We start from the raw sequence: 20,955 nt of genomic DNA, 5'->3' as shown, positions 1-20,955 counted from the left end.
CAATAATTTACTTCGAATAAACAGCCGTCGATTTACGCTGAATCAATTCAGTTTCTACAAAGATCAATTCTTGTTGTGTTTCTTTGTCACGAATCTGTTCTAAGATTTTCTCTGCTCCGCGTGCACTGATATCTTCGATCGGACGCTTCACTGTAGTTAATGCAGGATTGGTATACATAGAGAAATTAATATCATCAAAACCGATAATCGACAGATCTTGTGGCACTTTCAGCCCTTGTTCAAAAGCGGCATTCATCGCACCAATCGCCATATCATCATTAGAACAAAATACAGCGGTAGGCGGAGTGGATAAGGCTAGCAATTGTTGCATCGCTTGATAACCACTTTCTGTATCGTATTCTCCACTCACAATATATTCTGCTGGAATCGATAATTGACTTTCTTCCATCGCTTGTACAAATCCAGAGCGGCGTTGTTCAGTTGATTTGAAGCTTTTGATTCCTTCGATAATCGCAATCTGCGTATGACCTTGCTCAATTAGAAAATGCCCGGCATGATACGAGCCTTCTTTATCATTGGATACAATATTAACTAGATTGGCATCTGGCAGTAACCGGTTGAGTACAACAATTGGAATTTCTTGTTCTAGTACATGATGGATAAAGTCGTTATCCGCTTCGCTTTGACTCATCAAAATAATGCCATCAAACCGCTTATGATGAATCGAACTGTAATCTAAATAATCATCTATTCCACGTACAAATAAATTGTATTCAATCCCGATCACACGATTCACCCCGCGAATTGTAGCGGCAAAAAAACTACTACTGGTACCGTTTGAAATACTGGTAAAAAACAAACCGATCGTATGCGAACGCTGTAACACCAGACTTTTCGCATTATAGTTAGGAATATAATTAACTTCTTGCGCAATTTGCATAATTTTACGTTTGGTCACCTCTTTGATAAGAGGGCTATTATTAAGTGCACGAGAAACAGTCGTATGAGAAACATTCGCTAGCTTTGCGATATCTTTAATTGTGGCTGCCATATGCATACCTTCCTTTATTCCAGCTTGTCCGATAGAACAGCATAGAGGATACAGTTGTTCCTCTTCCTCTAAGAATAACATATTATGATCTACTCACCATAATACGGATGGTTACTAGGCGCTATGCGATTATTCTCACCTTTAGTTACTCTAATGGTTGATGGCGCAATTGTAATTCTTCGACGATCTGTTCATGCTTTTTATCTGTTAATTTGTACATTAATCCGATAATCAGCATCGCAATCGCTAGCGCAATCGCAGGATACAGACAAAGTAACGCTTTGATCCCGATTTGTGTACCTACTGTCTGTACTACATTCGGTACATAGCCGATTACAGCCAGCCCTACTCCTGATAAGAAACCGGATAGTGATTGTGCCAATTTACGCGAAAAGTTAAACAACGAATACGTAGTTCCTTCTTTACGTTCTCCAGAACTCCATTCTCCGTAATCGATAATATCAGATACAAATGCCCATGTGACACCGTTAGGAATACTAATACCGATAAATGCAATACTGGCTAGGATTGTGAAAAGATACACATTCGATGGCGCAATAAAATTGATCGTATCTGCTACGACACTGATACCAAGCCCGATCATTGCTGTTTTGCGTTTACCGAATCTTTTCACTAATTTAGGTAAAAACAATACGCCGATAAATGAAGATCCGATAATAATAAAGTTCATATACGCCATCAGTTCCACATTACCCAAATTATACTGCGCAAAATAAATCAACATCGCTGATTTGATATTATAAGCTGAAATCGTGAAAACCGTCATTAATACGAGCACTAGCAGTGGTTTGTTGCTGACAAATGTTTTGACTACACTGCCGACCGATAATTTTTCAGAAGGAGCGGCTTGACTGATAATCCGTTCTTTGGTTCCGCGGAAGCAGACAATAAAAGCAAGCACACCGACAATAGACATAATCCCCATCACAACAGGAAATCCTACAGATGGATTAGCGAAATGCACAATCAAAGGCATTACAATCACACTGGTCACAAATAGTGCTCCTAGCGAACCGGCTTGACGAAATGATGATAACGATGCCCGTTCTATCGTATTCTGAGTAATCGATGCACCGAGTGAACCATAAGGAATATTTACAAAGGAGTACCCGATTCCCCAGATCATATAAGAAGCATACGCATAAATTAATTTACCGGTTACCGATAGATTCGGTGAGATAAACGTAAATACGGTCAGGATAGCAAGAATAATACTTCCGTAGATCAGATACGGTCTAAATTTACCGTTTTTCCCGATATTTTTGCGATAATCAATCGACGAACCTACAATCGGATCACAGATCGCTGCAAATAATTTACTGACCAGAAAAATACCTGCGGCTGCCATAGCGGGAATACCGGCAACATCTGTAAAAAACTTCAACAGATACAATTGCCCCAGATCAAACATAAATCCGTTCCCAAAGTCCCCCATACCGTATGAAATTTTTTCTTTCAAACTGATCTTGCCGTCAATTACATTTTCTTCTGCTTTGACCCCTTTTAATGTAGCTACTCCCATGTGACACACCCCTTGATTTGATAAAATCAACCGCTTACAATACGGATACTACTTTAATGCTCTAGCACACATTGTTATACTTTTGGCATTTACAATAACTTTGCTACAACACACTATAATATTGTGAAAATTATCACTTAATCATTTTAAATAAAGATCGCTTTGACTGAATCTACTAGAACATCACTATATCTATCATTTATGTTCTATATCAGTCAAAGCGATACTTCTACATGATTACTTTACAGACACTACAGCAGGAAAATTAAAATACTGCTCTGCATTGGTATAACAGATGCCTTCGACGATACTGCTTAACAATTCCATATCTTCAGGTACTTCCCCTTGCTCTACCCATGTCCCTAACAGATCACACAACAGACGACGGAAATATTCATGACGGGTATACGATAAAAAGCTACGCGAATCGGTTAACATCCCTACAAAGCGAGCTAATACACCCATATTGGCTAACAATTTCATTTGCTCATGCATCCCATCACGATGATCGTTATACCACCATGCGGTACCGAACTGAATTTTGCCAGCGATACCACCGCTCTGGAAGCTACCTGCTGCACTTGCCAGAACAGGATAATCATTCGGATTGAGCGAATACAAAATCGTTTTCGGTAATGCTCCTGCGGATTCCATAGCATCAAGTAGTGATACCAACGGCTTCGCAATCAGTCCATCATTGACTGAATCGTAACCGGTATCCGGCCCTAATTGACGGAACATCGATGTACTGTTGTTGCGTAACGCATGAATATGGAACTGCATCGCCCAATCTAGCTCTGCATACAATTGACTCAAAAATACAAGCGTATACGATTTGTGCTTCGCTTCTTCTTCACTACTGACTTGCCCTTGCTCTAACGCTTTCGCAAAAATCTGATTGACTTCTGCTTGAGTCGCCTCTGCAAACACAACCGTATCCAGTGCATGATCGGACACCCGTCCACCTGCGGCATGGAAAAAGCGAACTCTTTGCTCAAGCGCTTTCAAAAAGTCATCATAGGTGCGGATATCTGATCCATAGACAGCAACTAATTGCTCTAACCACGGACGGAATGTAGCCCGATTGATTTCTAACGCTTTGTCCGGGCGGAAGCTTGGCAAGACGGCTGTCGAGAAATTTTTTAGCTCACGAATCTGTGCATGATAACCAAGATCATCAACAGGATCATCTGTCGTACAGACTACCGTTACTTTAGATTTGGTAATCAGATCGCGTGCTCCAAATCCTTCACCTTGTAATTGCTCATTTACTTTTTGCCAGATCTGCGGAGCTGTCTTTTCACTTAACAATTCTTCTACTCCAAAAAAGCGTTGTAATTCAAGATGTGTCCAGTGATACAGTGGATTACCAATTAATTGCGGTACTGTTCTTGACCACGCCAGAAATTTATCATAATCATCGGCATCGCCTGTAATATATTTTTCTTCTACACCATTAGCACGCATCACGCGCCATTTGTAATGATCTCCATATAACCAGGCTTCTGTAATATTTTTAAACGTTTTGTTCTCCAAAATTTCTTGCGGACTTAAATGACAATGGTAATCAATAATCGGCATATCTTTTGCTACTTGATGATACAGTTGGATCGCTGTATCACTATGTAACATAAAGTTTTGATCCAAAAATTTAGCAGTCATTGTATTCCTTCCTTTCGTTGATTCAGCTATGTTTATTCATTTTGTTAACGTGAACATTTACAGTCTTATTGTATCTCTTTTTACAGAATACGCAATAGAATTTCGCTATTTTTATTGTTACAGTTATATGAACTAAGAAGTGCTGTTATTGTAACAGATATCATAGCAAAGTCATAATCTAGGCAAGGAGTCATAGAATCACAGCTTGTTATTGATATACAATAATAAAGATCCCACTCAAGGAGGTACATCTACATATGTCTATCAAAATTCAAGCCCCCCAAATTCCTCAGCATTTAGAACATTTACATGAGCCTTTATATACATTGCAATCTAAAGACGAGTTCAGTCATGCCAAAATAGAACATTTTACAATTGATGGTCAGGAAGCAAAACGTGTTTCTTTTGAAAAAATGATCTTTGAACACGTAGATATTATCGAGTCCTATTTATCTGAAATCGAACTGACCGATGTGATATTTGAGCAATGCGATCTTTCCAATATTCAATTTCCTCGTTCTTTTGTACATCGGACTGAATTTCGCCAGTGTAAATTGATTGGCACTGATTTTGCTCAAAGCCGTTTGCAAAATGTTCGTTTTACCGATTGTGTGGCGGATTATTCGGTATTTCGCTTTTCTAATTTCAAAAATATCTCTTTTGAACATTGCTCATTGATCGGTGCAGATTATTGCTCCTCTACCTTCAAATCTGTTTTTTTCGATCAATGTCAATTAGACACTGCTATGATGTCAGGGACTTCATTACATGAAGTTGATCTCAGTACCTGCGAATTTACAAGCTTGCAGATTGAGATAGAAGATTTGCGTGGTTGTATTATTTCGCCGTATCAAGCTTCTTCGTTTGTCGGACTCATGGGGCTGGTAATCAAATCATAATAGCCAAATAGCAAAAAAAAGGACAACCATCATAATCATGGCTGTCCTTTTTGGGATTATAAGGGATACAAACAATAGAAATAGCAAAGATCAAAACAAAATATCATCTCAACCAAAGTGCTACTCTATCCAAACACTATAAAGCAATTGTTCTGCTGTATCTCTAGCTTATCGATTCTACTGTACATGACCTTCTAGCCATGTGACTGTATGTGTTAATTTATCTTCAGCACGCTCAATAGCTGCTGCCACTTGTACAGTTGCTGTACCGCCGTACACATTACGTGCATTCACTACAGCTTCTGGTTGCAACACAGCATAGATACTGTCATCGAACAATGGAGAGAAGTTTTGAAATTCTTCCAGTGTTAGATCAAGCAAGTATTTGCCTTCTTGAATACAGTACAACACTGTTTTACCGATCACTTCATGCGCTTGACGGAAAGGTAATCCTTTGCCTACTAAGAAATCTGCAATATCGGTCGCATTGGAAAAGTCTTTATTAACCGCTTCACGCATACGTCCTGTGTTCACTTTCATCGTAGCGATCATCGGAGCAAATAATTGAAGTGCACCTTCTAATGTAGCGACCGTATCGAACATACCTTCTTTGTCTTCTTGCATATCTTTGTTGTAGGCAAGTGGTAGCGATTTGAGTACAGTTAATAATCCGATCAGATTACCGTATACACGACCTGTTTTACCACGTACCAATTCAGCGACATCTGGATTTTTTTTCTGCGGCATAATACTACTACCTGTACAGAACGCATCATCCAATTCGATAAAGCTAAATTCAGTACTGCTCCACAATACCAGCTCTTCACATAGACGAGAAAGATGCGTCATAATTAGTGAAGCTCCTGCTAGAAATTCCACGATAAAGTCACGATCACTTACCGCATCCAGACTATTTTCGTATACGCCATCAAATCCTAATTGCTCTGCTACATAATGACGATCGATCGGGAACGTTGTTCCTGCGAGCGCACCTGCACCAAGTGGCAATACATTGATCCGTTTGTAACTGTCTTTCAGACGATCAATATCACGCTCAAACATCGACACATATGCCATCAGATGATGAGGAAAAAGAATCGGTTGAGCCCGTTGTAGATGCGTATAGCCCGGGATAATCGTATCCATATTGCTTTTCGCTTGAGTGATTAACGACTCTTGCAGAGCATGAAGCAATCCCGTCAACTCCACCACACGCTTGCGCAAATATAAATGCATATCTGTAGCTACCTGATCGTTACGGCTACGTCCAGTGTGTAATTTACCACCAACAGCGCCTATTTCTTCGATCAGATGTTTTTCAATATTCATATGAATATCTTCATCTGACACTGAAAATTGAATCTCACCTGCACGAATTTTATCGAGTACTTTGTTCAGACCATTTTTGATGGTTTCTACATCTTCGGCAGGAACAATTCCGCATTTGCCTAGCATACTGACATGTGCCAGACTGCCTTGAATATCTTCTTCTGCCAAAGCTTTATCGAAATTGATCGAAGCTGTATATTCTTCAACCAGATGATTCGTTTGTTTGGTAAAACGTCCGCCCCATAATTTACTCATATCTGTGACTCACTCTCCTTTATCCGCTTGCGCTGCTTGACGCACACCTGCGCCTACACGTAGACGAAGAGCATTCAATTGGATAAAGCCTGCTGCATCCCCTTGATCATAAGCATTCGTTGGATCAGCTTCCATCGTTGCAATTTCAGGATTATACAGACTGTACGGACTGCTTAGACCTGCTGCAATAATATTACCTTTGTATAATTTCACACGTACTGTACCTGTTACATTTTTTTGGCTTTCTGTAACCAATGCTTGCAAAGCAAGACGTTCCGGTGCGAACCAGAAGCCATTGTATACTAGATTGCTATAACGTGTAATCAGTGAATCACGTAGACTCATCACTTCACGATCCATTGTTAATGATTCTAATTTGCGATGAGCTGTAAATAGAATCGTTCCACCTGGTGTCTCGTATACGCCGCGGCTCTTCATACCGACAAAGCGGTTTTCCACCATATCGACACGACCGATACCATGTTTACCACCAAGCTCATTGAGTTTTTCCATCGCTGCGAGTGGAGTCAATTTTTCTCCATTTAGTGCGACACAATTTCCATTTTCAAATTCCAAATCTAACATTTCTGGTTGATCCGGTGCATCTTCTGGAGACACGCTCAGTAAAAACATATCTTTGTTGCTTTCTGCGCTTGCATCAAAGTTCGGATCTTCCAGCACACCACTTTCATAACTAATATGTAGCAAGTTACGGTCTGTTGAATAGGGCTTGGCTGCTGAAGCTGTGACGGTAATGCCATGTTTTTCAGCATATTCAATCATCTCTGCACGTCCCGGGAATTGATCACGGAATGTTTCTAAGCGCCAAGGAGCGATAACTTTAATCTCAGGAGCCAGTGCCGCTGCATTCAATTCAAAGCGAACCTGATCGTTTCCTTTACCTGTCGCACCATGAGCGATAGCCATAGCACCTTCAGCACGCGCAATTTCCACCATACGCTTGGCAATAAGTGGACGAGCAATACTTGTTCCTAACAGATATTGTCCTTCGTATAATGCTCCTGCTTGGAACATTGGATAGATAAAGTCTTCAGCAAATTCTGCACGTAAATCATCGATATAGACTTTAGAAGCCCCTGTAGCTAATGCTTTTTCTTCCAAACCATCCAGTTCATCAGCTTGCCCGATATCTGCGGTAAATGCGATAATTTCTGCATCGTATGTTTCTTTTAACCATTTCAAAATAATAGATGTATCCAGTCCACCCGAGTATGCAAGTACAATTTTATTTTTAGCCATGTTGTTGTATTCCCTCCACTTTCTTTATATCCAAATATCGAACTATTCCTTATTCTATCTTACTTTATCCGATCAAAGCCGCCATAATTGCTTTTTGTGCATGTAGACGATTTTCAGCTTCATCAAAAATCACACTGTTCGGCCCATCAATCACGCCTGCGCTTACTTCTTCACCACGGTGAGCAGGAAGGCAATGTAAGAAAATATAATCTGATTTCGCATGACTCACCAGTTCTTCATTAACCTGATAATCTTTGAATGCTTGTTCCCGAACTTTTTGTTCTTCTTCAAAGCCCATACTTGCCCATACATCTGTATAGATCACATCTGCATCTTGTACCGCTTCTTTCGGGTCACGTACGACTTTGATCGTTGCTCCACTTTCCGCTGCTAAGGCTTCGCATTGTTTCACTACTTCTGGATCAGGCTCATATCCTTCTGGAGTAGCTACATAGACGTCCAGACCTACACGCGCGCCACCGATCATTAGCGAGTGTGCCATATTGTTACCGTCTCCGATATAAGCAAGTTTTAATCCTTTAAGCTTTCCTTTGCTCTCAACAATCGTCTGGAAATCAGCAAGCACCTGACAAGGATGACCTAGATCGCTCAGTCCGTTGATCACAGGAATATCTGCATATTTTGCAAGTTCTGTTACATTTTCATGTCCAAATGTACGGATCATAATGCCATCCAGATAACGAGACATAACGCGTGCTGTATCTGCAATAATCTCTCCACGTCCCATTTGAATATCGTTTTTACTCAAGAACAATGCATGTCCTCCAAGTTGGAAAGTACCGACTTCAAAAGAAACACGCGTACGTGTCGAAGATTTTTCAAAAATCAATCCGACTGTTTTACCTTCGAGTGGACGATACGATTCTCCTGCTTTTTGCTTGCGTTTCAATTCGATCGCTAGATCAATCAGAAAATGAATTTCCTCTGCCGTATAATCGCTCAATTCTACAAAATCTTTGCCTTTAAAATGACTAAGCTCTAACGAATTACTTTTCGATACTACATCTGTCATTAGGTTGAACCTCCATCCGTCTATTTATTTACCATTTAGAGTCGTTTGACTATTTACAATCGGCGCATATGCCTCAATAATTTCTTTAATTCCGTTAACTGCTTGATCAACTTCTTCTTTGGTTACCAGTAGATTAGGTAATAGACGAATCACGTTAGGCCCTGCTGTTATAAATAACAACCCTTTTTCTTGTCCAACCACAACCAATTCTCCTACAGGCCCATCACATTCAATACCGATCAATAATCCTTTACCACGAATATCTTTTACAAATGGATGGTGACCGATCTTCGCTTGTAATTGTTCTTGTAAATACGTTCCCATCGTTGCCGCTTGTTCTACCACATTGTGTTCTTGCATCGTTTCGATCGTAGCGATAACAGCAGCTGTAGCTAGAGGTGTTCCTCCAAATGTAGAACCATGACTTCCTGCCACAAACGCTTCTTTAAGGAACGCTTTACCAACTAATGCGCCAATCGGGAACCCGCTTCCTAACCCTTTAGCTAATGTAAAAATATCCGGTTCAATACCATAATGTTCATAAGCAAACATTTTGCCTGTACGTCCCATACCTGTCTGCACTTCATCAATAATCAGCAACAATCCATGCTCATGACACAGATCTACAATATGCTGCATAAATTCAGGTTCTACTGGATAGACGCCACCTTCAGCCTGAATCATTTCGATCATAATAGCAGCTGTATGTTCATTAACGGCTGCTTGTAATGCATCCAGATCATGTAAAGGCACAGTAACAAACCCTGCCGGCAATGGATGGAATCCTTCTTTTACTTTATCTTGTCCGGTAGCTGTCAGTGTAGCCAGTGTCCGTCCGTGAAATGATTGCCCGAACGTGATAATTTCGTAGCGTTCTTCGCCTTTTACTTTTTGTTGATATTTACGTGCTAACTTGATTGCACCTTCATTCGCTTCTGCTCCGCTGTTACAGAAAAATACAGCATCCCCACAGCTATGATCAGTAATCAATTGCGCGGCTTGCTCTTGATTCGGAATTTGAAATAGATTCGATGTATGCCACAGTTGATCTAACTGGTTTTTGAGTTTATCTATTACAGCGTCCGGTGCATGACCTAGATTCGTCACAGCAATTCCGCACATAAAATCGAGATATTGTTTACCATCGGTATCCCACAGGTAACTTCCTTTTCCTTTAGCAAAAGCGATAGGATAACGCGCATACGTCGGAAATAAAGAACTTTCAGATTGCTCGGTTTTTGTTGGTTGTACAGATTGACTGCTGATCGGATTAGCCATGCTGGTCACGCTCCTTTAAGTTATTAGCTTGGTTTGTATTTTTAATTTTTACGTACAATACGTGTTCCTATCGTTTCGCCTTTGAGTACACGACTAAGCACTTGAGGTTCGGTGCCGTCTACGATGATGACTTCTTGTACTTCACCATGAATGCAGGCGATAGCTGCTTTGACTTTGGGAATCATTCCGCCGTAGATTTCTCCGGTAGTGATCATATCCTCGATATCTTGAATCGATACTTGAGGCAATACTTGTTTGTTGCCATCGATAGTTCGCATAATTCCAGGTACGTCAGTCACGACAATCATTTGTGGCACACCTAGAAAAGAAGCAACTGCACCTGCCGCAGTATCTGCATTGATATTGTAACGTTGTCCTGTCGCATCACTTCCGACCGGCGCAATAATAGGCATATAACCTAGATCGACAATTCCTTGAATAATCGAAGCTTCAACATAGGTTACATCACCCACCAGCCCGACTTCACTAGAATTGGCTACAGGCTTCGCTTGGATCAATGATCCGTCTACACCGGAGATACCGATCGCTTTGCCACCTGTACTTTGGATACGTCGTACAATCTGCTTATTGATACTGCCTGACAGAACCATTTCTACAACGTCTAATACTTCTTCTGTCGTTTTACGCAATCCACCTACAAATTCAGTTTCGATACCTAACTTGCTCAAATTTTCAGAGATCGCCGGCCCACCACCATGTACAATAACCGGTTGGATACCAGATAACTGAATCTCATTTAAATCGGTGAAAAAAGAATCAGGTAATGCTGCAAGTGTACTTCCTCCGCACTTCATTACAAAAGTACGTGTCGTTGATCCGCTCATTGTTTGTATCACCTGGCCTTTAATTTGAACTTAGAATAGAATTGTTTTCGATCCTATAGGATGAATATAGTACATCCTTTAAATACTCTTTAATTATAGCTATATATGATGTTGGCTAAATGATTATCATTATGTGCGATAAGCGGCATTAATACGTACATAGTCATACGTCAGATCACAACCCCATGCTACAGCCTGTCCTTCGCCGTAATGCAAATCAACAACGATTTCGACTTTATCTCCTTGCAAATAAGCAAGCGCGGCTTCTTCATCAAATGAGACCGGTCTAGAGCCTGTCAGTACCACGATATCGCCCAGGCGAATATCTACGGTCTCTACATTCAAAGGCTCGCCTGCACGCCCTACAGCGGCTATTACACGTCCCCAGTTCGCATCGGCTCCAAACATCGCTGATTTCACCAGACTTGATCCGATCACTGTTTTAGCAATAGCTCTTGCAGATAGTTCACTAATTGCTCCTGTCACGACCACTTCGACTAATTTGGTCGCTCCTTCACCATCACGTGCAATCGCTTGAGCTAGATATTCACAGACTTTACGGAATCCCGCAGCAAAATGATGCCAATCTGGATGTTCCGGTGTTAATTCGTTATGTTGTACAAATCCACTTGCCATAGCAACCAACATATCATTGGTACTTGTATCTCCATCCACCGTAATCATATTAAATGTCTGATCTGTTGTTTGACTTAGTAATTGGTGCAATGCACTGGAAGAGATCACAGCATCGGTAGTCATAAAAGCAAGCATTGTCGCCATATTCGGATGAATCATTCCAGACCCTTTGGCTGCTCCTGCAATATGCACTTCTTGCCCATCCACAATCACAGACACACAGATTTCTTTTTTAACCAAATCGGTTGTTAAAATCGATTGGCAAAATGCTTCGGCATGCTGTTCTGTTTTGCCGATATGTGCAGGAAGGCGAGTGATTCCAGCAGATAAACGATCCATTTTGAGCAATTCGCCGATCACACCTGTTGAGGCTACAGCTACTTCGTGTTCATTTACACCTAAATATTGCGCTGTCTGAGCACGCATCGTATAAGCATCTTGCTCACCTTGCTTGCCTGTACATGCATTTGCATTTCCACTATTTGCAACTACGGCACGCAATGTACCATGTGCTAGACTTTCACGAGTCACTTGCAGTGGTGCTGCTTGAAAAAGATTCGTTGTATAGACTGCTGCTGCATTTGCCAGTACATCACAGACGATTACACCCAGATCATTACGCTCTGTTTTTTTGAGACCACAATGCAATCCACCTACCTGAAATCCTTGAGGAGTTACAATAGAACCTCCCTCAACTACTTTGAATCCCTGATCTGCCATGATATCTCCTCTCACTTCCTGATCGACAATGACTACTATAGATACTATATATTGAATAGATAATTTGCTTTGCAAAATCTTTTTCTTAATTAAACTGTTTAACGCTTGTACTGCCAAGCGTTATGGATAAACAGGGATCATTTTTAGACCTAGTGTTTCTTCCCAACCCATCATACGATTTAGGTTTTGAATCGCTTGTCCTGCGGCGCCTTTGACGAGATTGTCAATCACAGACACAATTGTAATGCGTCCTGTGCGCTCGTCTACGGCGAATCCGATATCGCAATAATTGGAACCTGCTACTTCTTTGGTCGAAGGCCAATTGCCTTGTTTGCGAATACGTACAAAAGGGCGATCGCTGTAATACTGACGATAAAGATCGATCCAATCTTTCTCACTATGTTGCCCTTTTATCGTTGCATACATTGTAGACATAATCCCGCGTGTCATCGGTACTAATTGAGTACTGAATGTCACCATCACAGGCTCACCTGCTACACCGGACAATACTTGTTCTATTTCTGGAATATGCTGATGCTTATTTAATTTGTATGCTTTAAAATTCTCATTCATTTCTGCATAATGACTGGTTAGACTGGTTCCGCGCCCTGCACCGGATACACCAGACTTCGCATCGATAATAATTGAGCTATGATCGATCCAACCTGCTTCGACACCAGGCATTAATCCGAGCAATGTAGCGGTAGGATAACAACCCGGATTCGAGATCAGACGCTGATCTTGTACATCATTACCCTTTTGCTCACATAATCCGTACACTGCTTCTGCCAAATAATCAGCTTCAGGCGCGTCATGTTTATACCATTGTTCATAAGTACTGCTATCTTTGAGGCGAAAGTCACCGGATAAATCAATCACTTTTAAGCCTGCTTCTAAGTATTGTGGAACTAAAGTGCTACTCACTCCTGAAGGGGTAGCCGTAAATACAATATCTGCTTTGACAGCCGTTGCCGCTGCATCGACTCCATCTAACTCCATATCAATAATGCTATCTAAATGAGGAAATTGATCTGACATCGGTGCTCCACTGCTAGATGCAGAAATAACCGAAGTGATCTCGACATGCGGATGATGCTGTAAAAAACGAATCAGTTCCACCCCGCCATAGCCGGTGGAACCTACAATAGCTACTCTTTGTTTAGTTGGATTCAAGCTGAACTCCTCCTGTACTCAAATAAGATCATAAATCTAATGTATCCATGTATAAGCTATTTTCTATTTCGATGACGACAATTTCCATTTCAGTCCGAATAAATAAGATGTGTATTATTATACATCCATGTTAATATAAATACAACTTTATGAATAAATTTATTCCTTTTATGCATCGATACTCTCTGTTATCTATTTTAGCTGTATTATATACGAATAAAAGACCTTTATCTGATTAAATTTCAGAAAAGGTCTTTTTTACTTTTATTTTATACTTTTTACTGATATTGCTAATTATATCAGTCGGCTTAACTTACTCATCTATTCTCTTTATTTTGCATCTGTTTCATGCTACGATATCTATAGACCATTATTTACCATTTCATTTTACTATTGATCTATATTTGATAAAGGGAAAGGATTGGATGGATGAGGAATATAGCGATTAATTTAATTTCTGCTTTTCTCACCGGATTGCTTATCGGTTACTTATTAATTGGAACTATTACTATTTCGCTTGTACTTGCTTGTCTAGCCAGTGTAGCTATTTTAGCAATTGGTTATACCGTCATTTATCTTTTGAAAAGAAAACCCAACTAATACATACAACAAAAGTAGATTTAGCTTATATCGTTAAAAATGATTAGATATATACCCAACCGAGCATTTAAGACGTATTATCATCCAATACAATATATAAAAATCCTCTTGCTTCTCAGCTTCCAACTCACACATCATGAGTTCTAGCTGATACTGCTTAGAGGATTTTTTATACGTTAACTTATTATATTACCCAGTCATTTTGAATCCTTTACCTAATACTTCTTGCGCATTACTAATAATAACAAAAGCATCTGGATCAACAGAACGTACAATCGTTTTGAGACGGCTGGCTTCATTTTGCCCGATGACCACCATTAATACCGTTCGTTCATCACCTGTATATCCGCCTTCACCATTAAGCTTTGTTAATCCACGATCGAGATCGTTTAGAATCGCTGCCTGCATTTTTTCAATATCATTGGTAATAATATACGCAACTTTGGAATTACTGAATCCAAGCTCAACAGCATCGATCACTTTACTGGTAATATACAGACTGATTAACGCATACAATGCCTGTTCTGGCTTCAGTAATAAGCCTGCGAATACAATAACACTACCGTCTGTCAAAATCACGCAAAATGACATGCTGAATCCCGTATACTTTTGAATAATTTGCGCTAATATGGATAATCCACCGGTCGAACCACGTCCGCGAAAAACGATTCCTAGCCCTAATCCTACTCCAATTCCTCCATACAATGCTGCTAATAAAGCATTCGTTGTAGGCACAGGAAAGCTACTGGTCAGGTAAACAAATAAAGGTAATACAATCGTACCAACCAATGAACGCATGCCATATTGTCTACCCAGTAATATCACACCTGCGATAAACAAAGGAATATTAAGTAACCACTGAATATACGCCGGTTCAATGCCTAGTAATTGATTGACAATAATCGATATCCCGGAGACCCCTCCTGAAGCGATATGATTAGGTAATAAAAACAGGTTAAACGTCAGTGCCATAATAAAAGCGCCTACGATGATCAACAAAATATCCCAGCTATTGCGAAGAGGTCCTGTTAACGGAATCATTGGCGGTTTGCGTCTACGTTGCCCTGTACGAGGTTGCATCATCATTTCTAGATTCTCCTGTACTCATTATTTTGCATAAATTCTCATAGCTTTCTTATTCTAACGCAACCCTATTTATTTGAAAAGAACATACAGCACCGTAGTATAGCAGAGATGTTTTGCTTCACACCAATCTTTGTGATGAAATAAAGTAACACTTCGATCGTTATAGGCTAAAAGTAAATCTATTATCGCAATTACAAAACAAAAAAAGCCTGATATGAAAGATAACTTTCATACCAGACTTTAGAAGATATATTATTATTCAACTTCGATTTTGAGTTTACTACGTAAATAGCCATCGATAAATGGATCTAATTCTCCATCCATAACTGCACCGATATTCCCTGTTTCTACAGAAGTACGGTGATCTTTAACCATACTGTAAGGATGGAATACATACGAACGAATCTGGCTGCCCCAGGCAATATCCGATTGCTCTCCGCGAATCTCATCCAATTGTTTCTGCTCTTCTTCTATTTTACGTTCTACCAATTTGGAACGTAACATTGTCATCGCATGTTCTCTGTTTTTGATCTGAGAACGTTCACTTTGACAGGTTACAACAACACCAGAAGGTAAATGCGTAATCCGAACCGCAGAATCGGTTGTATTGATATGCTGACCACCGGCTCCACTAGCACGATACGTATCAATTTTCAAATCTTCTGTACGAATTTCAATCGTAGAATCATTCGTAATCTCAGGTACAACATCACAAGAAACGAACGAAGTATGACGGCGACCTGAGGAATCAAAAGGAGAAATCCGTACAAGGCGATGTACTCCTTTTTCAGCTTTGAGGTAACCATAAGCATTATGCCCTTTGATTAACAACGTAACACTTTTGATCCCTGCTTCATCACCAGCTAGATAATCCATCACTTCTACTTTAAAGCCACTTTTCTCTGCCCAACGTCTGTACATACGAAGCAACATCTCGCCCCAGTCTTGTGACTCGGTTCCGCCTGCACCCGGGTGAAGTTCCAAAATAGCATTCAAACTATCATACGGCTCGTCTAACAATAACTGTAGTTCAAAAGCTTCGATTTTGCGCACAAGCTTTTTCACACTTTCGGTTACTTCTTTTGCTAGCGAATCATCGTCTTCTTCATCTGCTAACTCAGCCATAAGACTTGCATCATCATGTTCTTGTTGAAGTTCAAGATAATCATCTACTGCACCTTTGACAGCATTCATTTCAGAAATGACTTCTTGAGCAGCTTCATTGTCATCCCAGAATCCAGGAGCAGACATTTTTTCTTCAAAGTTAGCAATCAATTCACGCTTGAGGTCTAAGTCAAAGAGACCCCCTAAGGTTAGATAATTTGGTAGCCATTTCGCGTAAATCATGTTTTATACTAGGATCGATCATTGTTACGCTCACCTCTTCATAATAAATAGATACTTTGCTTGGCAAAATCTTTCTCACAACTTCAACCATTCACATATATAACTATGCGTTAGACCCGATACAAGATGATTGATCCAACAAGAGACACCCACGATAATGGTGAGTGTCTCTTGGGATACAACAAATCTGCATATTCATTTCAAATCATTTACGTATTATTTACGTCTACGACGACGTTCTTCGCGAGACGGACGTTTTTCAGCAGTTTCGCCACCACTTGTGCTCATTTTGCTTTCATCCACGACCGCTTCACGTTCCTGGTTACTTGCAATTTGTGCTCTCATTACATAAGTAGCTACTTCTTCTTGAATTTCAGCGATCATTTGGTTAAACATTTCGAAGCCTTCGAATTGGTACTCACGCAAAGGATCTGTACCACCGTAAGCACGAAGATGAATACCTTGACGCAATTGTTCCATCGCATCAATATGATCCATCCATTTACGGTCAACTGCACGAAGAACAACGACTTTTTCAAATTCGCGAACCATTTCTTCGCCAATTTCTTTTTCACGTTGCAAGTAACGTAGTTCTACACGCTCGAACAGATAATTAACCATCTCTTCTTTTTCTTGCTCGTGTAGTTCTTGTTCTGTAACCGTACCTTCTTGCAAGAAGTTGTTGTTCACATAATCTGCAATCGCTTGAAGTTCCCAGTTCTCAGGGATATCGTCATTACAATGTACTTCTACAATGCGCTCAATACAAGGCTTGATCATTTGCAATACAACTTCGCGGATATTTTCAGATTCCAATACTTCACGACGTTGTTTGTAAATGATTTCACGTTGCTTGTTCATCACATCATCATATTGTAGAACGATTTTACGCATATCAAAGTTACTACCTTCAACGCGTTTTTGAGCAGATTCTACAGCACGTGTAATCATACGACTTTCAATCGGTTGGTCTTCTTCAAAGCCCAATTTTTCCATCATATTCATAACATTGTCTGCACCAAAACGTTTCATGAGTTCATCGCCTAGAGAAAGGTAGAACTGTGTAGAACCTGGATCACCTTGACGACCTGCACGACCACGAAGCTGATTATCAATACGGCGAGATTCATGACGCTCTGTACCAATAATATGCAAGCCACCTGACTCTTGTACACCTTCACCAAGTAAAATATCTGTACCACGTCCAGCCATGTTAGTAGCGATTGTTACTGTACCTGGTTGACCGGAACGTGCAATAATTTCTGCTTCTTCTGCATGGTATTTCGCATTCAGAACCTGATGCTTGATACCTTTGCGTTTTAGCATTTCAGAAAGACGTTCAGAGTTCTCAATCGATACTGTACCTACAAGAATCGGTTGGTTTTTCTCATGACGTACAACGATTTCGTCCACAACAGCGCGGAATTTACTTTCTTCGCTCTTATAAACAACATCAGCAAAGTCTTCACGTTGATTCACACGGTTCGTCGGTACTTGAAGTACTTCTAGACCGTAGATCTTTTTGAATTCTTCTTCTTCTGTTTTTGCTGTACCAGTCATACCGGCAAGCTTTTTGTACATACGGAAGTAGTTCTGGAACGTAATTGTTGCCAGTGTCATACTTTCATTTTGTACTTTCAAAGATTCTTTCGATTCAATCGCTTGGTGTAGACCATCGCTATAACGACGACCCGCCATTAAGCGACCTGTAAATTCATCTACAATCAATACTTCGCCATCAGCAACAACATAATCCACATCACGACGCATAATCGTGTTGGCTTTCAGCGCTTGTACTACATGGTGATTGATCGTTACATTTTTGTTGTCATATAGGTTTTCTAAGCCGAAGAAATTCTCAGCTTTTTCTACACCTTTTTCAGTCAAAGCTACCGATTTTACTTTGATATCGACATTGAAATCATCTTCGATTTTCAATGTTTTTACAAAGCGATCAGCTGCAAAATATAATTCAGTTGATTTCTGCGCTTGCCCTGAAATAATCAATGGTGTACGAGCTTCATCGATCAAGATCGAATCCACTTCATCAATAATACAGAAGTACAATGGACGTTGTACCATTTGTTCTTTGTACAGCACCATATTGTCACGCAAGTAGTCAAATCCGAATTCATTATTTGTACCATAAGTGATATCACAAGCATAAGCCGCTTGCTTCTCGTCATGTTGCATACCGTTCAGGTTAACCCCTACAGTCATGCCCAAGAAGTTATAAATGCGACCCATTTGTAGACTATCACGTTGAGCCAAATAATCATTAACCGTAACGACATGCACACCTTTGCCAGCAAGTGCATTTAGATATACAGGAAGTGTTCCTACAAGTGTTTTACCTTCACCTGTTTTCATCTCTGCGATTCTTCCTTCATGCAGAGCGACACCACCGATCAATTGTACGTCAAAATGACGCATGCCTAGCACACGTTTGGAAGCTTCACGTACAGTACAGAATGCTTCTGGCAATAGTTGATCCAGTGTTTCTCCTTTTTCCAGACGTTCGCGGAATTCAGCCGTTTTGGCTTGTACTTCCTCATGAGACAATGCCTCAAATTCCGGTTCCATTTTATTAATGATCTCGACGGTTTTCAATAGACGTTTAACATCACGTTCATTGGTATCGCCAAAAATTTTCTTCACAAGTCCTAGCATGGTTTACCCCTTTCGCGCAAAACAGAGATAGATTATTGAATAATGCAATTACCGTAACGCTTATGGGGGATTATTCAATAACCTCAGTTGCAATAAATTGTACCAGTTTCAGGGAAAAGCCGCAACAAAACAGCGCATTTCCTATACACTTTTGGTATATGATAAAATTTCAATAGGACACAAGATGACTATATCCCGTGCCTGACTATATCCATATGATGTTCGTCATCGTTTTTTGAGAACTCTTCTACCTTATTACGCAAAAGAACACAAAATGTTTCTTAAATCATTCAAGTCTTATTATACCGCACTGTAGAGCGGATTGTACAATTTTTGCAAGTAAAAAGAGCCTATCCCGAAGGATAAGGCTCTGATTGTATATCAATAACCACTTATTCTTGTTCAATCAATCCGTATTTACCATCATCACGACGATAAACAACGTTTACTTCTTGAGTGTCTACGTTGGAGAATACAAAGAATGTATGTCCAATCATATTCATTTGCAAGATGGCTTCTTCTACATCCATCGGTTTTAGGAGGAAGCGTTTGTTACGTACAACTTCCAATTCATCTAATTCATTTTCAATATCCGCATCCTCAGCAACAGCAAGTGCAGCAGCCGTAGGATCTTCTACGAAGAAGGATTTCAAGCTACCTTCTTGGCGGAATTTACGATTTAATTTAGTTTTATGTTTGCGAATCTGACGTTCTAACTTATCCACTACAGAGTCGATTGAAGAATACATATCTTCACTGCGATCTTCTGCGCGTAAAATAAGTCCAGGGAGAGGAATAGTAACCTCTACTGTGTGCTGTCCACGATTAACACTAAGTGTAACCGTTCCGTCAGAAACGGGAGGTGAATCAAAATATCTTTCAAGTCTGCCTAACTTTTTGTCCACATAATCTTTCATAGCATCTGTAACATCGATTTGTTGACCACGTATAACAAAGTTCATAAGGCACTCCTCCTTTAGGGAATTATAACATAGATGTTAACGGCATGTAAAAAGGATACTGGTGCAAATTAGCAGTGACATTACATTGTCAAATCTAGCCGTCAGAGTACCCGCGTCTGACTTTATATTTTAGCCTTACAAATATAAATAGAATACTGTCAAACGCTTGCAAAATCCTCAAAACTACTCTCTTCTACCTATGAAATGCATAGTCGAAAATAGTTCATCTATTATGCCGCCCTTGTGTTCCATTAACCAATCTATTGCATGTTAAATCGTTTACTCTGTGACAGATATCTGAAACTTATGATTGAGTAACTAAGTAAGATATTCATATTGTTGTCATAGAATAGAAAAAGGCCCCGGAGTACCGGAGCCTTAGCTGATTATTCAAATGTGTAACCATCAATAATACCTATGTAGGTCGGCAAATGCCAAAGGATGATTATAATTTGATAACGTTAGCTGCTTGTGGTCCACGCGCGCCTTCAACGATGTCGAATTCTACGGATTGACCTTCTTCTAACGTTTTGAAACCTTCAGTTTGAATCGCAGAAAAGTGTACAAATACGTCTCCGCCTTCTTCAGTCTCAATAAAACCATATCCTTTTTCTGCGTTAAACCATTTTACTTTACCATTCATGC

General features: G+C 40.1%; 17 protein-coding genes. 2 read left to right on the top strand and 15 right to left on the bottom strand.

Annotated features, from left to right (window positions below; translation table 11 throughout):
- Positions 1-7 precede the first annotated feature (7 nt).
- The 3 genes from ACFSGI_RS22060 to uxaC form a co-directional block, all read right to left on the bottom strand.
- Complete coding sequence (locus ACFSGI_RS22060; RefSeq protein WP_204827199.1) at positions 8-1,012, bottom strand: LacI family DNA-binding transcriptional regulator; 1,005 nt, start codon at positions 1,010-1,012, stop codon at positions 8-10.
- Positions 1,013-1,157: 145 nt separating this feature from the next.
- Positions 1,158-2,555 (bottom strand): MFS transporter, encoded by a 1,398-nt coding sequence (locus ACFSGI_RS22055; protein ID WP_204827198.1) that lies wholly within the window; start codon positions 2,553-2,555, stop codon positions 1,158-1,160.
- Positions 2,556-2,792: 237 nt separating this feature from the next.
- Positions 2,793-4,217, bottom strand: coding sequence for a glucuronate isomerase (gene uxaC, locus ACFSGI_RS22050; RefSeq protein ID WP_204827197.1), 1,425 nt, complete (start codon positions 4,215-4,217; stop codon positions 2,793-2,795).
- Positions 4,218-4,474: 257 nt separating this feature from the next.
- On the opposite strand from uxaC, the gene ACFSGI_RS22045 reads away from it, so the two are divergent.
- The gene (locus ACFSGI_RS22045) at positions 4,475-5,116 is read left to right on the top strand and encodes a pentapeptide repeat-containing protein (RefSeq protein ID WP_204827196.1); all 642 of its coding nucleotides are present in this window, start codon (positions 4,475-4,477) and stop codon (positions 5,114-5,116) included.
- A gap of 177 nt (positions 5,117-5,293) precedes the next feature.
- Here the strand turns inward: ACFSGI_RS22045 and argH are convergent, their stop codons facing one another.
- The 7 genes from argH to argC all read right to left on the bottom strand — a co-directional run bounded on the left by argH (position 5,294) and on the right by argC (position 13,645).
- Positions 5,294-6,700 carry an argininosuccinate lyase gene (gene argH / locus ACFSGI_RS22040; RefSeq protein WP_204827195.1) on the bottom strand — a complete coding sequence of 469 codons (1,407 nt, stop codon included), beginning with the start codon at positions 6,698-6,700 and terminating at the stop codon, positions 5,294-5,296.
- A gap of 9 nt (positions 6,701-6,709) precedes the next feature.
- Positions 6,710-7,960 carry an argininosuccinate synthase gene (locus ACFSGI_RS22035; protein WP_069328524.1) on the bottom strand — a complete coding sequence of 417 codons (1,251 nt, stop codon included), beginning with the start codon at positions 7,958-7,960 and terminating at the stop codon, positions 6,710-6,712.
- A gap of 64 nt (positions 7,961-8,024) precedes the next feature.
- Positions 8,025-8,993: an ornithine carbamoyltransferase gene (gene argF, locus ACFSGI_RS22030; protein WP_204827194.1), complete on the bottom strand. Its 969-nt coding sequence runs from the start codon at positions 8,991-8,993 to the stop codon at positions 8,025-8,027.
- 24 nt (positions 8,994-9,017) lie between these two features.
- Positions 9,018-10,271 (bottom strand): acetylornithine transaminase, encoded by a 1,254-nt coding sequence (locus tag ACFSGI_RS22025; protein ID WP_204827193.1) that lies wholly within the window; start codon positions 10,269-10,271, stop codon positions 9,018-9,020.
- 41 nt (positions 10,272-10,312) lie between these two features.
- Positions 10,313-11,116 (bottom strand): acetylglutamate kinase, encoded by an 804-nt coding sequence (gene argB, locus ACFSGI_RS22020; RefSeq protein WP_204827192.1) that lies wholly within the window; start codon positions 11,114-11,116, stop codon positions 10,313-10,315.
- 129 nt (positions 11,117-11,245) lie between these two features.
- The gene (gene argJ, locus ACFSGI_RS22015; protein ID WP_204827191.1) at positions 11,246-12,472 is read right to left on the bottom strand and encodes a bifunctional glutamate N-acetyltransferase/amino-acid acetyltransferase ArgJ; all 1,227 of its coding nucleotides are present in this window, start codon (positions 12,470-12,472) and stop codon (positions 11,246-11,248) included.
- A gap of 120 nt (positions 12,473-12,592) precedes the next feature.
- Complete coding sequence (gene argC, locus ACFSGI_RS22010) at positions 12,593-13,645, bottom strand: N-acetyl-gamma-glutamyl-phosphate reductase (RefSeq protein ID WP_204827190.1); 1,053 nt, start codon at positions 13,643-13,645, stop codon at positions 12,593-12,595.
- A 429-nt stretch (positions 13,646-14,074) separates the two neighbouring features.
- Here argC and ACFSGI_RS22005 point away from each other — a divergent pair, with 429 nt between their 5' ends.
- Entirely contained in the window at positions 14,075-14,245 is a 171-nt protein-coding gene (locus ACFSGI_RS22005; protein ID WP_204827189.1) for a hypothetical protein, read from the top strand.
- A 189-nt stretch (positions 14,246-14,434) separates the two neighbouring features.
- Here ACFSGI_RS22005 and ACFSGI_RS22000 read toward each other — a convergent pair whose 3' ends face one another.
- The 5 genes from ACFSGI_RS22000 to ACFSGI_RS21980 form a co-directional block, all read right to left on the bottom strand.
- Entirely contained in the window at positions 14,435-15,331 is an 897-nt protein-coding gene (locus ACFSGI_RS22000; RefSeq protein WP_204827188.1) for a YitT family protein, read from the bottom strand.
- A gap of 255 nt (positions 15,332-15,586) precedes the next feature.
- Positions 15,587-16,700, bottom strand: a protein-coding gene (gene prfB / locus ACFSGI_RS21995; RefSeq protein WP_204827187.1) for a peptide chain release factor 2 whose coding sequence is annotated in 2 segments (ribosomal slippage) — positions 15,587-16,627 and positions 16,629-16,700 — 1,113 coding nt in all. Because the reading frame shifts where the segments join, the coding sequence is not laid out codon by codon here.
- A gap of 194 nt (positions 16,701-16,894) precedes the next feature.
- Positions 16,895-19,348, bottom strand: coding sequence for a preprotein translocase subunit SecA (secA, locus tag ACFSGI_RS21990; protein WP_204827186.1), 2,454 nt, complete (start codon positions 19,346-19,348; stop codon positions 16,895-16,897).
- 392 nt (positions 19,349-19,740) lie between these two features.
- The gene (gene hpf, locus ACFSGI_RS21985; RefSeq protein WP_204827185.1) at positions 19,741-20,310 is read right to left on the bottom strand and encodes a ribosome hibernation-promoting factor, HPF/YfiA family; all 570 of its coding nucleotides are present in this window, start codon (positions 20,308-20,310) and stop codon (positions 19,741-19,743) included.
- Between the two features lie 445 nt (positions 20,311-20,755).
- Entirely contained in the window at positions 20,756-20,953 is a 198-nt protein-coding gene (locus ACFSGI_RS21980; RefSeq protein WP_204827184.1) for a cold shock domain-containing protein, read from the bottom strand.
- Between the last annotated feature and the right edge of the window lie 2 nt (positions 20,954-20,955).

The organism is Paenibacillus nicotianae, from assembly GCF_042681745.1.
Lineage (GTDB): Bacteria > Bacillota > Bacilli > Paenibacillales > Paenibacillaceae > Saccharibacillus > Saccharibacillus nicotianae.
Note: the sequence above shows the minus strand (reverse complement) of the source record. Positions and strands in the feature narration are given on the sequence as shown.